The organism is Rhizobium skierniewicense (assembly GCF_014196515.1).
In the GTDB taxonomy this organism is placed as follows: Bacteria; Pseudomonadota; Alphaproteobacteria; order Rhizobiales; family Rhizobiaceae; genus Agrobacterium; species Agrobacterium skierniewicense.
Genome location: NZ_JACIDV010000007.1, coordinates 31,972 through 52,901 on the forward strand (window position 1 = coordinate 31,972; position 20,930 = coordinate 52,901).

At 58.9% G+C, this 20,930-nt stretch carries 21 protein-coding genes; 10 read left to right on the top strand and 11 right to left on the bottom strand.

The genetic code is table 11. The features are described 5' to 3' along the window. Nucleotides 1-36 precede the first annotated feature (36 nt). Entirely contained in the window at nt 37-1,005 is a 969-nt protein-coding gene (gene cysK / locus GGQ73_RS12400; protein ID WP_183896617.1) for a cysteine synthase A, read from the top strand. Nucleotides 1,006-2,317: 1,312 nt separating this feature from the next. On the opposite strand, the gene GGQ73_RS12405 is transcribed toward cysK, so the two are convergent. After that, entirely contained in the window at nt 2,318-3,850 is a 1,533-nt protein-coding gene (locus tag GGQ73_RS12405; protein ID WP_183896618.1) for a YifB family Mg chelatase-like AAA ATPase, read from the bottom strand. 152 nt (nt 3,851-4,002) lie between these two features. Beyond that, on the bottom strand, nt 4,003-4,473 hold the full coding sequence (gene dut, locus GGQ73_RS12410; protein WP_183896619.1) for a dUTP diphosphatase: 471 nt from the start codon (nt 4,471-4,473) through the stop codon (nt 4,003-4,005). Between the two features lie 90 nt (nt 4,474-4,563). On the opposite strand from dut, the gene GGQ73_RS12415 reads away from it, so the two are divergent. Further along, nucleotides 4,564-6,147, top strand: a complete 1,584-nt coding sequence (locus GGQ73_RS12415; RefSeq protein WP_183896620.1) for a peptide chain release factor 3 — start codon at nt 4,564-4,566, stop codon at nt 6,145-6,147. Between the two features lie 47 nt (nt 6,148-6,194). On the opposite strand, the gene gshB is transcribed toward GGQ73_RS12415, so the two are convergent. From gshB to rsmI, 9 genes are all read right to left on the bottom strand, one after another. Then, nucleotides 6,195-7,151, bottom strand: coding sequence for a glutathione synthase (gshB, locus tag GGQ73_RS12420; protein ID WP_183896621.1), 957 nt, complete (start codon nt 7,149-7,151; stop codon nt 6,195-6,197). 103 nt (nt 7,152-7,254) lie between these two features. Next, nucleotides 7,255-7,761 (bottom strand): cupin domain-containing protein, encoded by a 507-nt coding sequence (locus tag GGQ73_RS12425; protein ID WP_183896622.1) that lies wholly within the window; start codon nt 7,759-7,761, stop codon nt 7,255-7,257. A 375-nt stretch (nt 7,762-8,136) separates the two neighbouring features. Continuing rightward, entirely contained in the window at nt 8,137-9,243 is a 1,107-nt protein-coding gene (locus GGQ73_RS12430) for a sn-glycerol-3-phosphate import ATP-binding protein UgpC (RefSeq protein ID WP_183896623.1), read from the bottom strand. An 11-nt stretch (nt 9,244-9,254) separates the two neighbouring features. Next, nucleotides 9,255-10,097, bottom strand: coding sequence for a sn-glycerol-3-phosphate ABC transporter permease UgpE (gene ugpE, locus GGQ73_RS12435; protein WP_174151924.1), 843 nt, complete (start codon nt 10,095-10,097; stop codon nt 9,255-9,257). Between the two features lie 12 nt (nt 10,098-10,109). Next, the gene (locus tag GGQ73_RS12440; RefSeq protein WP_183896624.1) at nt 10,110-11,081 is read right to left on the bottom strand and encodes an ABC transporter permease subunit; all 972 of its coding nucleotides are present in this window, start codon (nt 11,079-11,081) and stop codon (nt 10,110-10,112) included. A 252-nt stretch (nt 11,082-11,333) separates the two neighbouring features. Beyond that, nucleotides 11,334-12,632 (bottom strand): extracellular solute-binding protein, encoded by a 1,299-nt coding sequence (locus GGQ73_RS12445; RefSeq protein ID WP_183896625.1) that lies wholly within the window; start codon nt 12,630-12,632, stop codon nt 11,334-11,336. A 127-nt stretch (nt 12,633-12,759) separates the two neighbouring features. After that, nucleotides 12,760-13,332, bottom strand: a complete 573-nt coding sequence (locus GGQ73_RS12450; RefSeq protein ID WP_183896626.1) for a sugar O-acetyltransferase — start codon at nt 13,330-13,332, stop codon at nt 12,760-12,762. A gap of 12 nt (nt 13,333-13,344) precedes the next feature. Beyond that, the gene (locus GGQ73_RS12455) at nt 13,345-13,704 is read right to left on the bottom strand and encodes a YraN family protein (protein WP_183896627.1); all 360 of its coding nucleotides are present in this window, start codon (nt 13,702-13,704) and stop codon (nt 13,345-13,347) included. Next, nucleotides 13,694-14,602, bottom strand: a complete 909-nt coding sequence (rsmI, locus tag GGQ73_RS12460; protein ID WP_252094090.1) for a 16S rRNA (cytidine(1402)-2'-O)-methyltransferase — start codon at nt 14,600-14,602, stop codon at nt 13,694-13,696. Before rsmI ends, GGQ73_RS12455 begins: the two co-directional genes overlap by 11 nt. Before the next feature lie 288 nt (nt 14,603-14,890). Here rsmI and dnaN point away from each other — a divergent pair, with 288 nt between their 5' ends. The 8 genes from dnaN to GGQ73_RS12500 all read left to right on the top strand — a co-directional run bounded on the left by dnaN (nt 14,891) and on the right by GGQ73_RS12500 (nt 20,921). Next, nucleotides 14,891-16,009, top strand: coding sequence for a DNA polymerase III subunit beta (dnaN, locus tag GGQ73_RS12465; protein WP_174151918.1), 1,119 nt, complete (start codon nt 14,891-14,893; stop codon nt 16,007-16,009). A gap of 188 nt (nt 16,010-16,197) precedes the next feature. Beyond that, complete coding sequence (gene pmtA, locus GGQ73_RS12470; protein ID WP_183896629.1) at nt 16,198-16,791, top strand: phospholipid N-methyltransferase PmtA; 594 nt, start codon at nt 16,198-16,200, stop codon at nt 16,789-16,791. Between the two features lie 14 nt (nt 16,792-16,805). Next, nucleotides 16,806-17,411: a histidine phosphatase family protein gene (locus GGQ73_RS12475; RefSeq protein ID WP_183896630.1), complete on the top strand. Its 606-nt coding sequence runs from the start codon at nt 16,806-16,808 to the stop codon at nt 17,409-17,411. Beyond that, nucleotides 17,408-18,100: an orotidine-5'-phosphate decarboxylase gene (pyrF, locus tag GGQ73_RS12480; RefSeq protein ID WP_183896631.1), complete on the top strand. Its 693-nt coding sequence runs from the start codon at nt 17,408-17,410 to the stop codon at nt 18,098-18,100. Before GGQ73_RS12475 ends, pyrF begins: the two co-directional genes overlap by 4 nt. A gap of 13 nt (nt 18,101-18,113) precedes the next feature. Continuing rightward, nucleotides 18,114-18,401, top strand: coding sequence for a DUF1330 domain-containing protein (locus GGQ73_RS12485; protein WP_183896632.1), 288 nt, complete (start codon nt 18,114-18,116; stop codon nt 18,399-18,401). Between the two features lie 118 nt (nt 18,402-18,519). Beyond that, a complete protein-coding gene (locus tag GGQ73_RS12490) occupies nt 18,520-19,500 on the top strand; it encodes a complex I NDUFA9 subunit family protein (RefSeq protein ID WP_183896633.1) in 981 nt (326 codons plus the stop codon). Nucleotides 19,501-19,840: 340 nt separating this feature from the next. Next, nucleotides 19,841-19,996: a hypothetical protein gene (locus tag GGQ73_RS12495; RefSeq protein ID WP_164470679.1), complete on the top strand. Its 156-nt coding sequence runs from the start codon at nt 19,841-19,843 to the stop codon at nt 19,994-19,996. Nucleotides 19,997-20,228: 232 nt separating this feature from the next. Then, nucleotides 20,229-20,921, top strand: coding sequence for a glutathione S-transferase family protein (locus tag GGQ73_RS12500; protein ID WP_174151912.1), 693 nt, complete (start codon nt 20,229-20,231; stop codon nt 20,919-20,921). Nucleotides 20,922-20,930 lie beyond the last annotated feature (9 nt).

Consider the following 20,930-nt stretch of genomic DNA (forward strand, 5'->3'; position numbering starts at 1 on the left):
CAAAATTCTGATGCATTTGCACAATGGGAGCCTGTCATGTCTGAAGCCAGAAAACCGGGACGCGGACGGATCTATTCCTCGATCACCGAAACGATCGGTGACACGCCGCTGGTGCGTCTCGACAAGCTGGCCAACGAAAAGGGTGTCAAAGCCACCATTCTGGCGAAGCTCGAATTCTTCAACCCCATTGCTTCGGTCAAAGACCGGATCGGCGTTGCCATGATCGAAGCGCTGGAAACGCAGGGCAAGATTACCCCTGGCGTGACAACGCTGATCGAGCCCACGTCAGGCAACACGGGCATTGCGCTTGCATTCGCTGCGGCGGCAAAAGGCTACAAGCTGATCCTGACCATGCCAGAGACCATGTCGATCGAACGGCGCAAGATGCTGGCGTTGTTGGGTGCCGAACTGGTTCTGACCGAAGGCCCCAAGGGCATGAAGGGCGCGATCTCCAAAGCGCATGAACTGGCCGAAACACTGCCCAATGCGATCATTCCGCAGCAATTCGAAAACCCGGCCAATCCTGATATCCACCGCAGGACGACGGCGGAAGAAATCTGGAACGATACCAATGGTGATGTCGATATCTTCATTTCCGGTGTCGGCACGGGCGGCACGATCACCGGTGTCGGTCAGGTTCTGAAATCCCGCAAGCCTGAGATCAGGGTCGTGGCCGTCGAGCCCGCCGACAGCCCGGTTCTTTCGGGCGGCTCCCCCGGCCCGCATAAAATTCAAGGTATTGGCGCGGGCTTTGCGCCCAACGTTCTCGATATGAAAATCTACGACGAAATCATCACCGTCACCAATGATGAAGCCTTTGAAACCGCCCGCCTCGTTGCCCGCCTCGAAGGTGTGCCTGTGGGCATTTCCTCCGGTGCTGCGTTGTCGGCTGCGAGCAAGATCGGCGCACGGGATGAGAATGCGGGCAAGACCATCGTCGTGATCATTCCGTCGTTTGCCGAGCGGTACCTGTCGACGGCCCTGTTTGAGGGTTTGGGATTTTGAGCGTTTTTTCGGTTCGTTGATGGAGCGGTAAGGGTGAGGTGCGCTCCGTATGACGATTCTTACGAACGTCGCGGATGTGGCTTACCCCCTCTGCCCTGCCGGGCATCTCCCCCACAGGTGGGGAGATCGAATCGCGGCTAACTCTCGCTCCTCTTGAACGTTGAAGATGAGGCGGCTGCGTTCTCCCATAGCCATCCTGTCAAAAATCCCGGCCAGCCTTTTGCGCAGGCTTCGCCGTTCACGCGGCAGCCTCTGCCCGTGGTGTGCTTTCTTCTCAGGGTCCACAGCCTCATCGGCCATGGTATTCGGACGGGGCGCTGCAAGCTGCCTCGTTGGGTAGTCTAATATTGGCACCTTTCAGCGCCCCGTTCAGCGGTTTGTGCCCGCCAGCGATCCTCTTGCCACGGCTGGCGCATCCCGGATGGCAAAGGGCCGAAACCCTGCCGGTTCACCGGTCGGACATGTTCAAGGTCCAACCCTTTACCTCCGGGCGGCGGGTGCTTCGTTGCCGAAACATTCCACCTGCCAGTTCGGCCGCACCTGCCCTTTCTCCCCCTTCGAGGATGCCGGGCAGATGCAGCGTTTGCCTGTGTACCGCCTGACTTTCGCTTCAAACTCCTCACGGTCGCGTTCGACCAGGAGCCGATGAGCTGTCGGTACACCCGGCGGCGGGCGGACAGGAGCGACACTGCCTGGATCTCGAAACCCGTCTGGATATTCGAGGCAGGCATGCCGATCCGGTCCGAATATCGGGGGCGGTGCACCGGCCGGTCCGAAACCGGTGCCACGCCCCACCCGTTGCCGCCGGGGGGATTCGCTGCCGGACCCCGGCGATGAGGGGTTGCGTACCCCCTCACCACCAGCGCCGGTTCCGCCTCGCCGCAACGCCTTGCGGTGTATCCGAGGGCGGAACGGGACCAGTGTGCGGTCGATTCGCGAGCCGTGGAGAAAACTGCGGGGTGTTTTTTGCTGTTTTTTCAGATTTTCATTTAAGGTACTGATTTTGTTGGGAAGTAATTTTGATGAGGATCTGAATGTGCCGTTCCCCCCCTGCCCTGCCGGGCATCTCTCCCTCAAGGGGGGAGATCCGCTGGGGGCATTATCATTGGACGTCTTAAAAGTTGCGGCGGGACGAGAGCATGTTTTGCCAGAGCTATCGTTCCGACCGTTACGTTCGGAGCATTGAGTATGCCTTTTGTTGATCTGCACACCTGTGGGGGAGATGCCGGCAGACAGTGGGGGTGAACGCCACCATCGGCGCTTCTCCTGTGACTGGCTTAGGATGACAATAAGGTTCGCTCGTGATTTCCCCTCACGCTGCCGCCGTCAATCGCTCACCTGCGATGCGATAGGAAATCGCTTCGGCCAGATGGATGCGGCCGACGGTGGGCTTGTCGTCCAGATCGGCCAGGGTGCGGGCGACCTTGAGGATGCGGTGGTAGCCTCTGGCGGAGAATTTCAGTTTTTCGGCGGCGTCGCGGAGCAGTTGCAGGCCTGGCGCATCGGGTTCACCGAATTTTTCGATCAGCGCCGTTGAGCAGCGGGCGTTGGTGCGGATGCCGTTGAAACCGGCGGTCGCGAAACGGTCCTGCTGCAGATCACGAGCGCGGGCGACGCGGCGGGCGACATCGACGCTGGCTTCGGCGGCCATGGGGCGGATGAGATCTGCGGCCGAGACAGCCGGCACTTCGATGCGGATATCGATGCGGTCCATCAGCGGGCCGGAAATGCGCTGCTGATAATCTGTCAGGCAGCGCGGCCCTCTGGCGCAGGTAAAGCCGGGCTCGCCCGCCATACCGCATTTGCATGGGTTCATGGCCGCAACGAGCTGGATTTCTGCGGGATAGCTGACGCGATGATTGGCGCGGGCAATGATGCACTCACCGGTTTCCAGTGGCTGGCGCAGCGCATCCAGCGACTGCGGCGAAAATTCCGGGAATTCATCGAGAAAAAGCACGCCGTGATGGGCAAGCGAGGCCTCCCCCGGCCGCGCCCGCAGGCCACCACCAACAAGGGCTGCCATGGTGGCGGAATGGTGCGGGGTGCGGAACGGGCGACGATCCGACAGCTTGCCGCCGGACAATTGCCCGGCAATGGAATGGACCATGGAGACTTCCAGCAATTCCGCCGCCGACAGCGGCGGCAGAATGGAGGGAAGGCGTGAGGCCAGCATGGATTTGCCCGAACCGGGCGGACCGACCATGAGCAGATTATGCCCTCCGGCGGCGGCCACCTCCAGCGCGCGCTTGGCGCTTTCCTGCCCCTTGATATCGGCAAGATCCGGCAGGTTTGCAGGATGGGCGCGGATGGCTGGAACCGGTCGCGAAAGACGCTGTGTGCCGCGGAAATGATTGACGAGAGCGATCAGGCTGCGCGGAGCGAGAATATCGAAGTCGGCACCGGCCCATGCCGCTTCTCCACCGCTGTCTGCCGGGCAGATGAGACCTTTACCCTGCCCGTTTGCGCCGATGGCGGCCGGCAGCGCGCCAGACACGGCGCCAATGGTCCCATCCAGATTAAGCTCGCCCAGAACAACATAGGAACCCAGCGCATCCGCAGGAATGGCACCCAAGGCGGCCATCAGGCCCAGCGCGATGGGCAAATCGAAATGACTTCCCTCCTTGGGTAAATCAGCCGGTGCGAGATTGACCGTGACTTTCTTTGCCGGAAGCGCCAGACCAGAGGCATGCAAGGCCGCCTGCACCCGCTCCCGGCTTTCGGCAACAGCCTTGTCCGGCAGGCCGACGATCTGCATGCCGACCTTGCCGGGTGCGACCATGACCTGAACTTCGACCGGCACGCCCTCTATGCCCTGAAATGCCACCGTATTGACGCGCGCAACCATGAAAGCCCCCAACAGGCGGACTTTAGAAAACGCTCAATCACGCGTGTAAGTGTCCGCCCCTGCAACCTTGCACAACGGTCATGATAAGACAAGAACAAGAAGTGAACAATTTCACGTATGCCGCGCGGAAAATTGCAACGGGTTGTCAGCCATCAGACGCCGGTAGAGCCGAAACCACCGGTGCCACGCGCGGTATCCGAGGTCTCGTCGACCTCGACAACGGTCACTTGAGTGACGGGCGCTACGACCATCTGGGCGATGCGCATGCCGCGTTCGATGACGAAATCGTCTTGGCCCAGATTGGCGAGGATGACTTTGACCTCGCCGCGATAATCGCTGTCCACCGTTCCCGGTGAATTGAGGCAGGTGATGCCGTTCTTGATGGCAAGGCCGGAGCGCGGGCGGATTTGCGCCTCAAAACCTTGGGGGACTTCGAAGATGAAGCCGGTGGACACCAGTGCGCGGGCGCCCGGTGTCAGCACCACCGGCGCATCCCCGGCGACGGCGGCACGCAGGTCCATGCCAGCCGCTCCCGGCGTCTCGTAGGAAGGCAGCTCGATGCCCTGTGCATGGTCCAGACGAACGAGATTCAGGGCGGGGCGATTTTGGTTTTCTTTGGTCATGCGGCATTAGTTTTCCTTGTGCGCGCCAAGGTCAATTGCAAAAGCGGCCCCGAAACGCTAGATACCGCGCAATTCCACAGGATTTGTTTGATGCCCGAAACACTCGCCGAGGCGGTTTCCCGCCGCCGCACCTTCGCTATCATCGCGCACCCGGACGCCGGTAAGACGACGCTGACCGAAAAGCTGTTGCTGTTCGGCGGCGCCATTCAGCTGGCCGGTGAAGTGAAGGCGAAGAAGGATCGCATCCAGACGCGGTCCGACTGGATGAAAATCGAGCGCGAGCGCGGCATCTCGGTCGTGACCTCGGTGATGACCTTCGAATATGACGACAAGGTCTACAATATTCTCGACACGCCGGGCCATGAAGACTTTGCCGACGATACCTACCGCACGCTGACGGCGGTGGATGCCGCCATCATGGTCATCGATGCCGCCAAGGGTATCGAGCCGCGCACCCTGAAGCTGTTCGAAGTCTGCCGCATGCGCGACATTCCGATCATCACCTTCGTCAACAAGATGGACCGCGAAAGCCGAGACATCTTCGAAATTCTCGACGAGATCGAGGAAAAGCTGGCGTTGGACACGGCACCGATCACCTGGCCGATCGGTCGTTCCAAGAGCTTCTGCGGTTCCTATTATCTGGCCAGCAACAAGGTTCGCGGTTCCGACACGGAAGTCGAGGCAACGCAGGTGAATGGCCCGCAGGACGTGGCCAGCCGGTTGCCGGAAAACGAGCGCGGGGCCTTTATCGAGGAAACGCAGCTGGCGCTGGAGGCGTGCCGTCCTTTTGACCGCGAGGCCTTTCTGGAGGGACATCTGACGCCGGTCTTCTTCGGCTCCGCGCTGCGCAATTTTGGTGTGCGAGACCTGATCAACGCTCTCGGCGACATTGCGCCGCCACCGCGCGACCAGGTGGCCGATACGAGAACGGTTCACGCGGCCGAAGAAAAAATGACGGCCTTCGTGTTCAAGATTCAGGCCAATATGGACCCCAACCACCGCGACCGCATTGCCTTTGCGCGCATCTGCTCCGGTAAGCTGGAGCGTGGCATGAAGGCGCGGCTGGCGCGTACCGGCAAGCAGATGGGCCTGACGGCACCGCAGTTCTTCTTCGCGTCGCAGCGACACATTGCCGATACGGCATTCGCGGGCGATGTGGTGGGCATTCCCAACCACGGCACGTTGCGCATCGGCGACACGCTGACCGAGGGGGAAAACCTGGTGTTTCAGGGTGTACCGAACTTCTCGCCCGAGATTCTGCGCCGCGTGCGGCTGGAAGATGCGATGAAGGCGAAGAAGCTGAAAGAAGCGCTTCACCAGATGGCCGAAGAGGGCGTCGTACAGCTGTTTTCTCCCGAAGACGGATCGCCCGCCATCGTCGGCGTTGTCGGTGCCTTGCAGCTGGATGTTCTGAAGGAACGGCTGATGGGCGAGTACGGCCTGCCGGTTTCGTTTGAAATGTCGCGTTTCTCGATCTGCCGCTGGATTTCCTCGGATCAGGCTTCGGATATGGAGAAATTCCTGACCGTCAAGCGCGGCGATATTGCCCGCGATCTGGACGGTGACCCGGTGTTTCTGGCGCAGGATGCGTTTTCGCTGCGCTATGAAGCGGAACGCTATCCGGCTATCAAGATGGCTGCGATCAAGGAGTATCACGTCGCCAAGGCGGCGTGAGTTGTAAGACGTGGCGAAAACCTCAGGTTTTCGCCACTCCAAACGGCTCAGCCCTGCGCGTCGCGCTTGCGCTCGATCGCGTCCCACAAGAGGCTGGCGACATCGGCACCGCCGAATTTCTTGACTTCGCGGATGCCGGTGGGTGACGTGACGTTGATTTCCGTCATGTAATCGCCGATGACATCGATGCCGACGAAGAGGAAGCCGCGCTCCCGCAATGCGGGGCCGATACGCTGGCAGATTTGCTTTTCGCGGGCCGTGAGCTCTGTCGGTTCAGGACGGCCACCGGCGTGCATGTTGGAGCGGGCATCGTTTTCCGCAGGCACGCGGTTGATGGCGCCAACCGGCTCGCCATCAACCAGAAGGATCCGCTTGTCGCCCTTGCGGACATCCGGCAGATATTGCTGGGCGATATAGGGTTCGCGGAACATCTGGCCGAACATTTCCAGCAGCGAGGAAAAATTGCGATCATCGCGGGTGGAGTGGAAGACGCCTGCGCCGCCATTGCCGTAAAGGGGTTTGAGGATGATGTCGCCCATCTCTTCGCGGAACCGGGCAATCTCGCTCACGTCCTTGGTGATGAGCGTGGTGGGCATGAGGTCGGCGAATTCGGTGACGAAGATCTTTTCCGGCGAATTGCGCACCCATGCCGGATCATTCACCACAAGCGTCTTGGGGTGGATGCGCTCCAGCAAATGCGTGGAGGTGATGTAGGCCATGTCGAAGGGTGGATCCTGGCGCAGATGGATAACATCCATGGTGGCGAGATCAACACGCTCCGGTTCAGACAAAGAGAAGTGATCGCCCTTGATATCGCGCAACTGCATCTGTTCGACGGTGGCGTAGATCTTGCCATCTCGCATCGACAGACGATCCGGTGTGTAATGGAACAGGCGGTAACCGCGGGCCTGCGCCTCAAGGCTGATCGCGAAGGTGCTGTCGCCTGCGATGTTGATGCCGGAGACATGATCCATCTGGATCGCGACGTTCTTGATTTTGGCCATGCGCAATTTCCTTTTGAAAGCCCGAAATGTGTAGGGCAGGCAAGCTTCAAAGGCAACTGCTACGGAGTGGCGTATCTATGAGTTTTATTGACGGTTTCGGGGCTTACAGCGAGGGCGTTTTGGCCGGCAACAGCTTGTTCTTCAAGCGATAGGCAAAGGCGATCGGCGCCGGGAAAGGGCGGCGCAGGAAGGCGACCTTGCGCACATAGGTATCCACACGCCATGTGGCCCAGGTGCCGGCCTTGAAATAGGCAACGTCGCCCGTTCGGAGCATATGAATGGTGCCATCTTCCGCAGTCACATGGACGTCGCCCTCGACGATATGGACCGTTTCGTCCCAGGCGAAGAACCAGCGGAACGTGCCAGCCGTGCAATCCCACAGAGCGGTATAGGCGGCGCGATCTGCACTTCTGGAATGGTCTGCCATGCGGGCTACGGGTTCGCCTGCGAGGATCCAGTCCGGGTTGATGGGGGCGGGTTGCATGATCAGGCCGCTGGAAGCAGCCGATACAACGGTTTGCGTCCGCCCGACACTCCTGGCGCGCGGCATCAGCGGCACGGCGCGGGCCGCCATTGCAGCCACACTTGCGATCATGACATGAAAAACCATATTGCGTCCCCAACCTTGCAATGGAAACGCCCTAGCACAGATCGAGTAAGAATGCTCTTCCTTAAATTGAGACAAGTTTAACGACGTGCATTTCCAGCCGACTTTTAGAGCGTTTCCTTGTTAAATGGAAACAGTTCTGTTGGTTCAAACGGGATCGACTGCTTGTCCGGATGGCGCGTGGCGTAGCCTTAGCATACGGCCAAGCCGTCCGGGCAGGCAGATGGCCCGTTTCAACCAACCCGGAGGGCCGGGCATATTTCCGCCGGGACAAAGGCGATCGGCTCGACCGTACCTCAGGGTATGCCCTTCGCCAATCGCCTTTGTCCTGACGAAAATCTGCTCCGGCAGAACGTTTCCATTTAACAAGGAAACGCTCTAATGGGCCGCGACACGCTGCTCCGCTGGCTGACGCGGCATGACATCGGCGCTGGTCGTGATGCGCTTGCCGGTGTCATTGTGGAAGAAATGCAGCTTTTCGCGCGCAATCGCCAGCAACATCTCCTGCGGCATCTCGGTTTCGGCAGCGCAGGCCACGGTCAGAACCTGATCGCCCACCAGACCATGGAGGAGACGCTGCGAGCCGAGCTCCTCGATATAATCCACGCGGAAAGGGATGCCCTGTTCACCGGCGCGGGCAATCCGCAGGTCTTCTGCGCGCATGCCGACCGTGACAGGGCCGGAGGCCGGGGCATAACCATTGAGCGAGAGCGTGGCGGGGCCGATGGCGAGCCTGTCGCCGTGCAGTTCGCCTGCCAGGAGGTTCATGGCGGGCGAGCCGATGAAGCTGGCGACGAAGGTGGAGGCTGGCTTGTGGTAGACCTCCAGCGGCGCGCCGATCTGTTCGATACGACCGGCATTCAGCACCACCAGACGATCTGCCAGCGTCATGGCCTCCAGCTGGTCGTGGGTGACGTAGATGGAGGTGGTGCCAAGACGGCGTTGCAGGCGCTTGATCTCGCCGCGCATGGAAACGCGCAGCTTGGCATCGAGGTTCGACAGCGGCTCATCGAACAGGAAAGCGGCGGGCTTGCGCACGATGGCGCGACCCATGGCGACACGCTGGCGCTGACCGCCCGACAAAGCCCGCGGTTTGCGATCCAGATAGGGCTGAAGCTCCAGCATGCGGGCGGCTTCCGCCACGCGCGCATCGATCTCGTCCCTAGGCGTCTTGCGGTTTTTCAGGCCGTATTCCAGGTTCTGGCGAACCGACATATGCGGATAAAGCGCGTAGTTCTGGAAGACCATGGCGATGTCGCGGTCGGCGGGCTCCACGTCATTGACGACGCGGTTGCCGATGCTGACCTTGCCTTGAGATATCTCCTCAAGACCGGCAACCATGCGCAACAGCGTGGACTTGCCGCAACCCGACGGGCCGACGAGGACGATGAATTCCCCGTCCTTGATGGAGATATCCACATCGTGAACGGCGCGTATGCCGTTGGAGTAATCCTTGCAGACCTGACTGATTTCGATTTCGGCCATTGTGGTTGTCCTTACTTATCGCTTTCGGTGAGGCCCTTGATGAACCAGCTCTGGAAGATGACGACGATCAACACAGGTGGCAGCATGGCCAGAACGGCGAGCGCGAACGCTTCGTTGTAATCGGGAATTTGCGAGCCGACCCAGACCTGAAGGATCTGTTTGATGCCGCGCATGATGGTGAAGAAGCTCTCATCACTAGTCATCAGCATGGGCCAGAGATACTGGTTCCAGCCATAGACGAACATGATGATGAAGATGGCCGCCATCATGGTGCGCGACAGAGGCAGCAGGATATCGATGAAGAACTTGACCGGCCCTGCCCCATCGATACGGGCAGCTTCCAACAGTTCATCCGGCACGGATTTGAAAAACTGCCGGAAATAGAAGGTGCCGGTGGCCGATGCCAGAAGTGGTACAATGAGGCCGGTATAGGAGTTCAACAGTCCCAGTTTGCTCATGACCTCATAGGACGGCATGATGCGGACTTCCAGCGGCAGAAGCAGGGTGGTGAAGATGACCCAGAAGGCAAGCGTGGCGAAGCGGAAGCGGAAATAGACGATGGCGTAAGCCGCCAGCATCGACAGCACGATCTTGCCGACAGCAAAGCCGATGCCGAGGATCAGCGAGTTGATGACCATGTTGAGGCCGGTGATCTGACCCGTAAAGCCACCCTTCTGGGTCAAGACCTTCTCATAGGTGCCGACGAAATTGTCTCCCGGCAGAAGCGTCAGGCCATTCATATGGATCTGCGCTGCCGTATGCGTCGACGTCATGAAGGCGACCACCACAGGCATGATGAGAAACAGCGAACCGATGATGAGGATCAGGTGATCGAGGGGCTTTGTCTTGTACATGGTGAAAATCCCTCAACCGTAATGGATGCGTTTTTCGAGGAAACGGAACTGGATGACCGTCAGCACGAAGACGACGATCATCAAAATGACCGATTGAGCCGATGAGCCGCCAATGTCATTGCCGCGGAAGCCATCCACATAGACCTTGTAGACAAGGGTAATCGGGTTGTTGGCCGCCTTGTCCTTCACCATCACGTCGATGACGCCGAAAGTATCGAACAGTGCATAGGTGATGTTGATGATGAGCAGGAAGAAAGCGGTGGGCGCCAGAAGCGGCATGATGACCGTCCAGAACCGGCGAAGGCCGGAGCGGCAATCGATGAAGGCGGCTTCGCGCACCGACACCGGCACGCTTTGCAGGCCCGACAGGAAGAAGATGAAATTATAGGGGATCTGTTTCCAGACGGACACGAAAATCATGGCGAAGGCGGTATCGAAATAGGTGACACCGACCTGCATGTGCCAGCCGAAGAAGGCGGCCATCTTGACGAAAGGGCCGATGTGCTGGTCAAAAAACATCATGCCGATGAGGCCCGCAACCGGCGGAGCGATGGCATAGACCGAAATCAGCAGCGTCTTGTAAGCCGAAGCGCCGCGAATGATCGCGTCCGCCTTCACCGCCAGCAAAAGGCCGAGCGCCAGTGAAAAGACGGTAACGAGAACAGTGAAAATCACCGTGAACTTGGCGATGTTGAGATATTCGGCGCTGAATAGCGCATCGGAATAATTGGCCATGCCGACGAAGGTGGAGCCGAAGCCGAAGGGGTCTTCGATATAGAATGACGACTGAACGGCCTGTACGGACGGCCAATAGAAGAAGACGAAAATGACGATGAGTTGTGGCGCGATCAACAGATAAGGCAGCGCGGACGACGAAAACTGCACCCGTTTGGCGGGCTGCGCCATCTCGACAGGCTTCTTGGCCTTGGCGGCGACGCCGGGAATGGGCCGGACGAGACCCGGCTGGGACGAAGTATAGGCCACGCGCGCGAACCTTTGTGTGTTGTGGGCGTCTCTTCATGTCTGAAGCGAGGCCGGGATCATGGACAGGTCTTACCCACTTGCTCGACGTCATCCTCGGGCTTGTCCCGAGGATCTGACCACGTTCAATGTTGTGGTTCGTTAGATCCTCGGGACAAGCCCGAGGATGACAAAAGAGAAACTGGCTAGCCTTCAGACAACCAACGGACCTCCCTCATTCTGAAGGGAGGCCCATTTCTTATGGCTTCAGTTCAATCAACCGGCAGTCTTGGCAAAACGGGCCAGAAGCTCGTTGCCTTCCTTTTCGATGATCTCCATGGCTTGCTTCGGCTCGACTTCACCGGAGAAGATGCGGCCATATTCGCGTTCCATGATGGCGCGGATCTGTGGGTAGAAGCCGAGGCGGTAGCCCTTGGACCATTCACCACCTGGAAGAGACAGCTGCTTGATGCCGACTTCGGCAACGGGCTGCTTCTCGTAGAAGCCTTCCTTCTTGGCAAGCTCATAGGCCGCCTGGGTGATGGCGACGTAACCGGTTGCCTCGTGGTAGAACTTCTGGATTTCGGGCGATGTCAGGAACTGGAAAAAGTCAGCCACGCACTTGTTTTCGGCGTCCGACTTGCCGGACATGGCAAACAGGGCAGCACCACCGATGAAAGAGTTGGTGCCAGCGCCCTTGATGGAGCCCCAATAGGGCAGGAAGGTTGCGGAGAACGGCATCTGTGCCGTCTTCTGCAGGCCGCCGAAGGAGCCGGAAGACCCGATCCACAGCGCGACCTTGTTTTCTTCGAACGGCTTCTGGTTATCGTTCCAGCCAGCGCCGTAATAGGCGAAATAGCCCTGATCCTTCCAGGCCTTCAGCTTGTCGAACATCATGACGAGGTTGGGATCGGTGACCTTCAGCTTAGTGTCGACAACGCTGTCGTAACCATTGTTGTTTGTGGCGAACTGAAGGTTGTTACGCGAGAAGAAGTTCTCGGTGAATTCCCAGGTCAGTTGCGTCTGAACGAGGGGAATGAAACCGGCTTCCTTCAGTTTCGGCGCTGCGGCCTCGAACTCTTCCCAGGTCTTGGGGGCTTCGACACCGGCCTTCTTCAAGGCTTCGGTGTTGTAGTACATGATCGGCGCAGACGAGTTGAACGGCATGCCGACGAACTTGCCATCGGCAGCGGCGTAGAAGTTCCGCACGCCGGGAATGAAGGCTTCGCGATCGAATTTGTAACCGGCCTTGTTGATGATGTCTTCGGCCGGAATGATCGCGCCCTTGGCATTGATGATGGTGGCGGCACCGGCATCGAAGACCTGAAGGATGTTCGGCTGTTCGCCTGAACGGAAGGCCGCGATGCCGCTGGCGAGCGCTTCTTCGTAAGAGCCCTTGGAAACAGGCGTCAGTGCACAATTGGTCTGCGCGGCATTGAACTTCTGCGATACTTCATTGATGACTTCGCCGTTGCGGCCACCCATGCCATGCCACCAGGTGATGTTGGTCGCCGCCATGGACGATGTCGCCGAAAACGTGATGGCCATTGCAGCCATGGAAAACTTCTTGATCATAGTTCCGATCCTCTACCGCCCTTGTTGGGTGAGGATGCGAATAGGCGCGTTCCATGACGTCTCGTTTACGGTTTTATGTCGGATTTATAACAGTACGGCACCAAGAAGTGCTCCATGACTTCACGCATCAATCACGAGTTGCCGGCAACGATGCCGAAACGAGGCGGGCGGGATTTCCGACCACAGTCTGACCGGCGGCGACATCTTTCGTGACGACCGAGCCCGCGCCGATGATCGCGCCATCGAAAATGCGGATGCCGGGCAGGATGATCGCCCCGCCGCCAATCCAGACATTGTTGCCAATGGTGACGGGTTTGGCGATCTCGATGCCACGTGCGCGCTGCGCGCCATCCCTATGGTGATCGGCGCAATAGATCTGCACGCCGGGGCCGAGCATGGAACCGTTTCCTATGGTGACGGGGCCGGAATCCAGAATGACGCATCCCGCGTTGAGATAGGTGTTTTCACCCAGCGAAATATTGAAGCCGTAGCTGCAATGAAACGGTGCTTCGATGAAGGCGGTTTTGGAGACGGACCCAAAGAGAGAGCGCAGAAGCGGGGCCATTGCACCACGGGCATCCGGCACCATGCTGGTGTGTTGGTGGACGGCCCGGCGGGCCGCGACACGCAGGGCATCGAGTTCATCATCCAGACAGCAATACCATTCTCCCGCTGCCATTTTCTCCCGTTCGCTGCGCATCCACTTGTCTCCCTAGAAAGCGTCGATGAAATGTTTGGGCATGCGGCGCGGCAGGACTGCAACGATATCGAAACGCAGCGATAAAGCAGCGGCGTCCTTACGACGTGACAGCCAGAGATCGGCGGCGGCGCGGATGCGGACTTGCGACGCGGAGCTGACCGCATCGATAGCGCCTGTTTCAGAGGCCCGTGCCTTGACCTCGACGAAGGCGATCACGTCCTTCTTGCGTGCGATAATATCGATTTCACCCGATCGGGTGCGGTAACGCAGGGCGAGGATGCGATAGCCCTTCACCAGCAGATAAAGCGCTGCCCAATATTCGGCAATATGGCCGCGCCGTTCGGCCCGGCGTCTGCTTGCCTCACGCGCCATCGCTACCCTTCAGGTCAAGGATGCGCTGGTAAAGCTCCTTGCGCGGCAGGCCGGTGAGTTTGGCGGCCTCTGCGGCCGCTTTTGCGGCAGGCATGGTGGAGACAAGGTCTTTCAGCAGCTTTTCGACGTCTTCCATATCAGGAATTTCGTCATAGGACGGCGGCTCGATGAGGAGCACGATCTCGCCTTTGACGATACGGTCTTCGTTATAAAATTCCGTCAGTTCACCCAGCGTGCCACGGCGGAACTCTTCGAAGGTCTTCGTCAGTTCCCGACATACGACGGCGCGGCGGTTCGGCCCCAGAACCTCCGAGGCGACCTTTATGGTGGCGCAGATGCGGTGCGGGGATTCGAAAAACATCATGGTCGCCGGAATTTTCGAAAGCTCGGAAAAACGGTCGCGCTTGCCCTTGTCCTTGACTGGCAGAAAGCCTGCGAACATGAAAGCGTCGCTCGGCATGCCGGAGCCGACCAGCGCAGCCAAAGGTGCCGAAGCGCCCGGAATGGGCACGACGCGGTGGCCCGCCTCGACTGCCATTTGCCCCAGGCGATATCCGGGATCGGAGACCAGCGGCGTGCCCGCATCCGACACCAGCGCCACGGATTTTCCGGCATCCAGGGCAGCGATGAGCTTGGGGCCGGCCTCTTCGGCATTGTGCTCGTGATAGGAATAGGGGCGATTGCGGATACCGTAACGGTCCAGCAGAATGCGGGTGACACGGGTGTCCTCACAGGCCAGAACATCAGCAGAGGCCAGTGTTTCCAGCGCCCTTAAGGTGATATCTCCGAGATTGCCGATGGGGGTGGCGACCAGATAGAGTGCGGCATCGATGGGGCGTGCAGGCACGGTGAAGCCACCGACCTTGAAACCGCGGCCCGTGCCGTCTGCGTCGTCTATCGTCTGGTCGCTCACCGCTTCATCTGTCACTGCATCATTCCCGTCCTGTGGTATTTCCCTGTCTTTATGGGCAAGACGGCGCCTGCGAACAAGGGCCGTTGTTGGCGCTCACGTCATGTAAGGGAATGTATAGCGTGGAAAATTGAGGAATGACGCGGTCTGGCCCCTTGCCTTTTCCTCGATAACTCTGCCATTTTGCCCGTCCACATTATCCGGCCAAAATGCCGGAGACACTATCTTGGCGATCCGGCCTATCCAGGATCGCATCGGTTGAAAGCGGAAGTCTTCATGCGTATTACCCTCGAGCGGTCGAACCTTCTGAAATCGCTGAACCACGTTCATCGTGTGGTGGAACGGCGCAACACGATTCCCATTCTGTCCAACGTGCTCTTGCGCGCATCCGATGCCAAGCTGGACATGAAGGCGACCGACCTCGATCTCGAAATCACCGAAGCGACACCAGCGATGGTGGAACAGGCCGGTTCGACGACGGTGCCCGCGCATCTGCTGTATGAAATCGTGCGCAAGCTGCCTGATGGTTCCGAGGTTCTTCTGGCCACCAATCCCGATGGCTCGACCATGACGGTTGCATCCGGCCGCTCGAAGTTTTCGTTGCAGTGCCTGCCGGAAACCGATTTCCCGGATCTCACGGCCGGGACCTTCAGCCACGTCTTCAAACTGAAGGCAACTGACCTGAAAATGCTGATCGACCGCACGCAGTTTGCGATTTCGACCGAAGAGACACGCTATTATCTGAACGGCATCTTCTTCCACACGATCGAAAGCGGCAACGACCTGAAGCTGCGTGCCGTCGCCACCGACGGCCACCGTCTGGCACGCGCCGACGTAAACGCGCCGTCCGGTTCCGAGGGCATGCCCGGCATCATCATTCCACGCAAGACGGTGGGCGAGTTGCAGAAGCTGGTCGATAACCCCGAACTGGAAGTGACGGTCGAGGTGTCCGATGCCAAGATCCGCATTGCGATCGGCGACATCGTTTTGACGTCCAAGCTGATCGACGGTACGTTCCCGGATTACCAGCGCGTCATCCCCACCGGCAACGACAAGGAAATGCGCGTCGATTGCCAGTCGTTTGCCAAGGCAGTGGACCGCGTCTCGACCATCTCGTCCGAGCGTGGCCGCGCGGTAAAGCTTGCCATCACCGAGGGGCAATTGACGCTGACCGTCAACAATCCGGATTCCGGCAGTGCGACGGAAGAAGTCGCGGTTGGGTACGAACACGAAGGCATGGAGATCGGCTTTAACGCCAAATACCTGCTGGACATCACGGCGCAGCTTTCCGGCGAAGACGCGATTTTCCTTCTGGCCGACGCGGGTTCACCGACGCTTGTGCGCGACAATGCGGGCGATGACGCCCTTTACGTGCTGATGCCGATGCGCGTTTAGCGTATTCTCACCTCGTGAAAACGCAAAAAAGCCGGTGACCGCCTCACCGGCTTTTTTGTTTGCAGATTTTCCCCAGTTATCGACATTTTCCTGTTGCGACATTTTTCATTGTCTTTACGACAGTTCGAAACAACATATCGCCACAGTTTCACCAAATGTTGTTTTGACGGAACACAGAGGGGGACCGGATGGGACTGAGCCTGAAACAGCGCTTCGGCAGGAAATTCGAAGAGGAAATTCGTTTCTTCAAGGGAATGGTCAACCAGCCGAAAAAGGTAGGCGCCATCGTTCCGACCTCCGGTGTGACCGCACGGCGCATGGCCAGTGTCATCACCCCGCAATCCGGCCTGCCCGTGCTGGAACTTGGGCCTGGAACCGGCTGTATCACCAAGGCTATTCTAGGCCGAGGCGTGAGGCCGGAAAACGTGACGGCCATCGAATATTCCACGGACTTCTACCAGCAACTGCTGCGCAGCTATCCGGGCGTGAATTTCATCAATGGCGATGCTTTCGATCTGGACACCACGCTGGCGGCGCAAAAAGACCAGATGTTCGATTGCGTCATCTCAGCCGTACCAATGCTGAACTTCCCGATGGCCGAGCGCATCCGTCTTCTCGACGACCTGCTCAATCGCGTGCCGCATGGACGTCCGGTCCTCCAGATTTCCTATGGCCCGATGTCGCCGATCGTGGCGCAACCGCACCTCTACCACATTCGCCACTTTGATTTCGTGGTGCGCAACATTCCGCCCGCACAGCTGTGGACCTACACCCGCGCCTGAGCTAGCGTAGCATCATGTACGCGCTTTACATCACCCACCCACAGGTCAGGATCGACGCCGATGTGCCGGTTCCCCATTGGGGGCTGTCGGAGTTGGGCGTCGAAAGAACACGCAAGGCCAGTGCCCTGCCCTGGGCCAAGACATTGCGCCGCATCGTCAGCAGCGCCGAGAACAAGGCCACCGAAACCGCGCAGATTGTTGCATCGGTGAGCGGTGTTGCCGTTGAGACCGTTCCCAACATGCACGAGAACGACAGGAGTGCGACGGGGTTTCTGCCGCCGGACCAGTTCGAGGCAGCGGCGGACTGGTTCTTTGCCCACCCACATGCCAGCTACAAGGGTTGGGAAACGGCCATCGATGCGCAAGCCCGAATCGTATCGGCTGTCGAGACTGTTCTCGCTGACCATGATCCTATGCTGCCAATTGCCTTTGTGGGACATGGCGGCGTCGGAACCCTGCTGAAATGCCACCTCGCAGGAAGCCAGATTACCCGCAGCACCGACCAGCCTGCGGGTGGTGGCAATCTGTTCTGTTTTACCCTTGCAGACCGGCGCATCACATGCGACTGGACGGCAATGGAAACGTGGCAGGGGGAAACATGGCAGGGGATGAGACTATGACCGCACGCGAGCGCCTGATCGTCGGGCTTGACCTTCCAACCGTGGCTGAGGCCGAAAACATTGTCAGCGCACTCGGCGACGATGTCCTGTTCTACAAGATCGGCCACCAGCTGGCCTTTGCGGGCGGGCTGGAATTTGCCAGGGAACTGGCGCAAAGCGGCAAGAACATCTTCCTCGACATGAAGCTCCTCGACATCGACAACACGGTGGCTTCGGGTGTAGAAAACATCGCCAAGATGGGCATGTCGATGCTGACGCTGCATGCCTATCCGAAAGCGATGCGGGCGGCGGTCAAGGCGGCGCATGGGTCCGGGCTGACGCTTCTGGGCGTCACGGTTCTGACCTCCATGGACGACGCCGATCTGCTGGATGCCGGATATCAGGGTGACGCCCGTTCTCTGGTGCTGAAACGCGCCGCACAGGCGCGGGACGCAGGCATGGGTGGCATCGTTTGCTCGGCGGAAGAATCTGCCGCTGTGCGTGAGATCGTCGGTTCTGATATGGCCGTCGTTACCCCCGGCATTCGCCCTATCGGTGGCGACGCCGGCGACCAGAAGCGGGTTGTGACACCATTCGATGCGATCAGGGCTGGCTCCAGCCATCTGGTGGTAGGCCGACCCATCGTCAAAGCAGCCGATCCAAAGGCTGCGGCGCTTGCCATTCTGGACGAGATGTCCAGAGCACTCTGAAAAGGATAAGACCATGGCCAAGGGATACTGGATTGCACAGGTGGATGTGCGCGACGCCGAGCGCTACAAGGACTACATCTCCACCGCCAAACCCGCATTCGAGCGGTTCGGAGCGAATTTTCTGGCACGCGGTGGCGTTGTGACGCAACTCGAAGGCAAGGGTCGGGCCCGCAATGTCATCATCGAGTTTCCCTCGATGCAGCACGCGCTCGATTGCTACAACTCCGACGAATACCAGCAGGCGCTGAAAATCCGCCAGGAGGTGGCCGATACCGAACTGATGATCATGGACGGCACCTGATCATCGTCCAGCAACCGTTCATTCTGGTTGGCCACAAACGCTGTTCTCTCTTCCCGTTGCATCGGCTTTAAGCTAAGAGACGGAAACGCATATATTCAACGCTTCGCAGGAGCCTCCCATGCCATTGGCCAACCTTCCCCCTCTCGTCACCGTTTTTGGCGGCTCGGGCTTTGTCGGGCGGCATGTTGTGCGTTTTCTGGCCAAGCGCGGCTATCGCATTCGTGTTGCCGTTCGCCGTCCCGATCTGGCCGGTTTCTTGCAGCCATTGGGCAATGTCGGGCAGATTTCCTTTGTGCAAGCCAATCTGCGTTACAAGGAGTCCATCAACAAGGCCGTTGAAGGCGCCGACCATGTGGTCAACTGCGTCGGCATCCTGTTCGAGAGCGGTCGCAACACCTTCGACGCCGTACAGGAATTAGGTGCGCGCGCCGTGGCCGAGGCCGCAAGGAACGCAGGCGCAACCCTGACGCATATCTCCGCCATCGGCGCCGATGCCAATTCGTCCGTTGGTTACGCCCGCACGAAAGGCCGTGCCGAAGCTGCGATCCGCACGGTTCTGCCGGATGCCATCATTCTGCGTCCCTCGATCGTGTTTGGACCGGAAGACGATTTCTTCAACAAATTCGCCGGTATGGCGCAGCGTATGCCGTTTCTGCCGCTGATCGGCGGCGGGCACACCAAGTTCCAGCCCGTCTATGTCGAGGACGTGGCCGAAGTCGTGGCACGCAGCGTCGATGGCGCGCTGAAGGCTGGCGCGACCTATGAGCTGGGTGGTCAGGACGTCATGACATTCCGAGACTGTCTCGAGGCGGTGTTGGCAGCGACCTATCGCCAGCGCCCGCTGATCAATCTGCCCTTCGGCATCGCATCGATGATCGGCAAGGTCGCATCGATGGTACCGCTGATCACGCCGCCACTGACGGCCGATCAGGTCACGATGCTGCGCAACGACAATATCGTATCCGCAGAGGCCGCCAATTCCGGGAGGACGCTCGACGGTCTCGGCATCACACCGGTACGCGTCGCATCCGTTCTGCCGTCCTACATGGTGAGCTACCGCACCCACGGACAGTTCAGCAAAACAGGCAAAGCCGCTTAAGCCCTTATCCCGCTTTGGATGGAAAATCGGCGTCCAGCTCGCGGGCGTTACGCTTTTAAAAAAGGGCGTGCAACCAAATCCAAACCCATGAGTTATGCATCCAACGGGCAGCGATCACGTTCGCTGCCTTTTCTTTCGTATGTGGGGGCACATCATGACATCAGCACGACACTGGACCAAGCGTGGCACATGGGCAACTGTGAACAAGAGTTCGCATTAACCCGGTGTTCAGCAAGGTCCTTTATTGCTAAACGCCACATCCTACACACAATCCAGAACCTAACAATCATCGTGCGGCGGCTGGTGTCGTTGCGGTCATCGTCTGAAAGGCAAATATAAAATGGGCAAGTCTATCGCACTCTTTTTTGCGTGTGCGGCGTTGGTTGTTCTGGCAGGTTCGTTCATGGCGCCGGGCACGGTCGCAGCTGGCAAGACCGGTTGTTCGCCAGCCTATGGCGTCGATCCATGCGCCACGAGCTCGATCTCGGCAAACTGATCGATTTCAAGCAAAGCGCTTGTGCCATGAGTTTAGAAAAGCGCCATCGGGTTGATCGAAGGCGCTTTTTTCGTGAGTGAACGCGCCTTTTCAGCGATAAAGTGATGTGGCAATCGCTCGGCTGTTAAACTTGTCTTAAAAAAGCTGAACTTATAGTTTCTGCACAGGCCATCGTTTGTCCGCCGCCTGGCGATAAAGACAACCCTTCCTTTCACAAAAAATCTGAGTGCCTATGCCAACCCTTTTTCATTCTCCCATGTCGACCGCATCCCGATTCGTCCGGCTGATCCTGACCGAATATGGTTTTCAGGCGGATCTGGTCGAGGAGCAGCCTTGGGAAAAGCGACGGGAGTTTCTGGCACTTAACCCGGCGGGAACGCTGCCCGTCTATCTCGATGACAACATGCGCTCGCTCTGCGGTCCCTATGTTCTGGCAGAATTTCTGGACGAGACCCATGGTGTGCTGAAACGGGACAGACGCCTTCTGGCCGAAGATCCGTTCCAGCGCGCCGAAATCCGCCGCCTGACGGAATGGTTTCTACAAAAGATGGAAACCGACGTGACGCGACCGCTGGTGCGCGAACGTGCTTACAAATTGCAAATGTCGACTGCACAGGGTGGTGGCCCGCCTGACAGCAAGCTGTTGCGCACCGCGCGTTCCAACGTCCATCAGCATATGAAATATCTGGAATGGCTGGCAGGTTCGCGCACATGGCTTGCGGGCGACCGGCTGAGCTACGCCGATCTCGCTGCGGGTGCCTCCGTATCCATTCTCGATTATCTCGGCGAGATCAACTGGCTCGAAGCCCCCATTGCCAAGGAATGGTACCAGCGCGTCAAATCGCGCCCATCCTTCCGACCGCTGCTGACAGAGCGGGTGCCGCGGCTTGCGCCCTCGTCCCATTATGCGGACCTGGATTTTTAAGCCTGCGAC

Excerpts from the sequence above, each read along its gene's own strand:
- cysK (WP_183896617.1), top strand. The coding sequence starts at position 37 with ATGTCTGAAGCCAGAAAACCGGGACGCGGACGGATCTATTCCTCGATC.
- GGQ73_RS12405 (WP_183896618.1), bottom strand. The coding sequence starts at position 3,850 with ATGGTTGCGCGCGTCAATACGGTGGCATTTCAGGGCATAGAGGGCGTG.
- dut (WP_183896619.1), bottom strand. The coding sequence starts at position 4,473 with ATGACCAAAGAAAACCAAAATCGCCCCGCCCTGAATCTCGTTCGTCTG.
- GGQ73_RS12415 (WP_183896620.1), top strand. The coding sequence starts at position 4,564 with ATGCCCGAAACACTCGCCGAGGCGGTTTCCCGCCGCCGCACCTTCGCT.
- gshB (WP_183896621.1), bottom strand. The coding sequence starts at position 7,151 with ATGGCCAAAATCAAGAACGTCGCGATCCAGATGGATCATGTCTCCGGC.
- GGQ73_RS12425 (WP_183896622.1), bottom strand. The coding sequence starts at position 7,761 with ATGGTTTTTCATGTCATGATCGCAAGTGTGGCTGCAATGGCGGCCCGC.
- GGQ73_RS12430 (WP_183896623.1), bottom strand. The coding sequence starts at position 9,243 with ATGGCCGAAATCGAAATCAGTCAGGTCTGCAAGGATTACTCCAACGGC.
- ugpE (WP_174151924.1), bottom strand. The coding sequence starts at position 10,097 with ATGTACAAGACAAAGCCCCTCGATCACCTGATCCTCATCATCGGTTCG.
- GGQ73_RS12445 (WP_183896625.1), bottom strand. The coding sequence starts at position 12,632 with ATGATCAAGAAGTTTTCCATGGCTGCAATGGCCATCACGTTTTCGGCG.
- GGQ73_RS12450 (WP_183896626.1), bottom strand. The coding sequence starts at position 13,332 with ATGCGCAGCGAACGGGAGAAAATGGCAGCGGGAGAATGGTATTGCTGT.
- GGQ73_RS12455 (WP_183896627.1), bottom strand. The coding sequence starts at position 13,704 with ATGGCGCGTGAGGCAAGCAGACGCCGGGCCGAACGGCGCGGCCATATT.
- dnaN (WP_174151918.1), top strand. The coding sequence starts at position 14,891 with ATGCGTATTACCCTCGAGCGGTCGAACCTTCTGAAATCGCTGAACCAC.
- pmtA (WP_183896629.1), top strand. The coding sequence starts at position 16,198 with ATGGGACTGAGCCTGAAACAGCGCTTCGGCAGGAAATTCGAAGAGGAA.
- GGQ73_RS12475 (WP_183896630.1), top strand. The coding sequence starts at position 16,806 with ATGTACGCGCTTTACATCACCCACCCACAGGTCAGGATCGACGCCGAT.
- pyrF (WP_183896631.1), top strand. The coding sequence starts at position 17,408 with ATGACCGCACGCGAGCGCCTGATCGTCGGGCTTGACCTTCCAACCGTG.
- GGQ73_RS12485 (WP_183896632.1), top strand. The coding sequence starts at position 18,114 with ATGGCCAAGGGATACTGGATTGCACAGGTGGATGTGCGCGACGCCGAG.
- GGQ73_RS12490 (WP_183896633.1), top strand. The coding sequence starts at position 18,520 with ATGCCATTGGCCAACCTTCCCCCTCTCGTCACCGTTTTTGGCGGCTCG.
- GGQ73_RS12495 (WP_164470679.1), top strand. The coding sequence starts at position 19,841 with ATGGGCAAGTCTATCGCACTCTTTTTTGCGTGTGCGGCGTTGGTTGTT.
- GGQ73_RS12500 (WP_174151912.1), top strand. The coding sequence starts at position 20,229 with ATGCCAACCCTTTTTCATTCTCCCATGTCGACCGCATCCCGATTCGTC.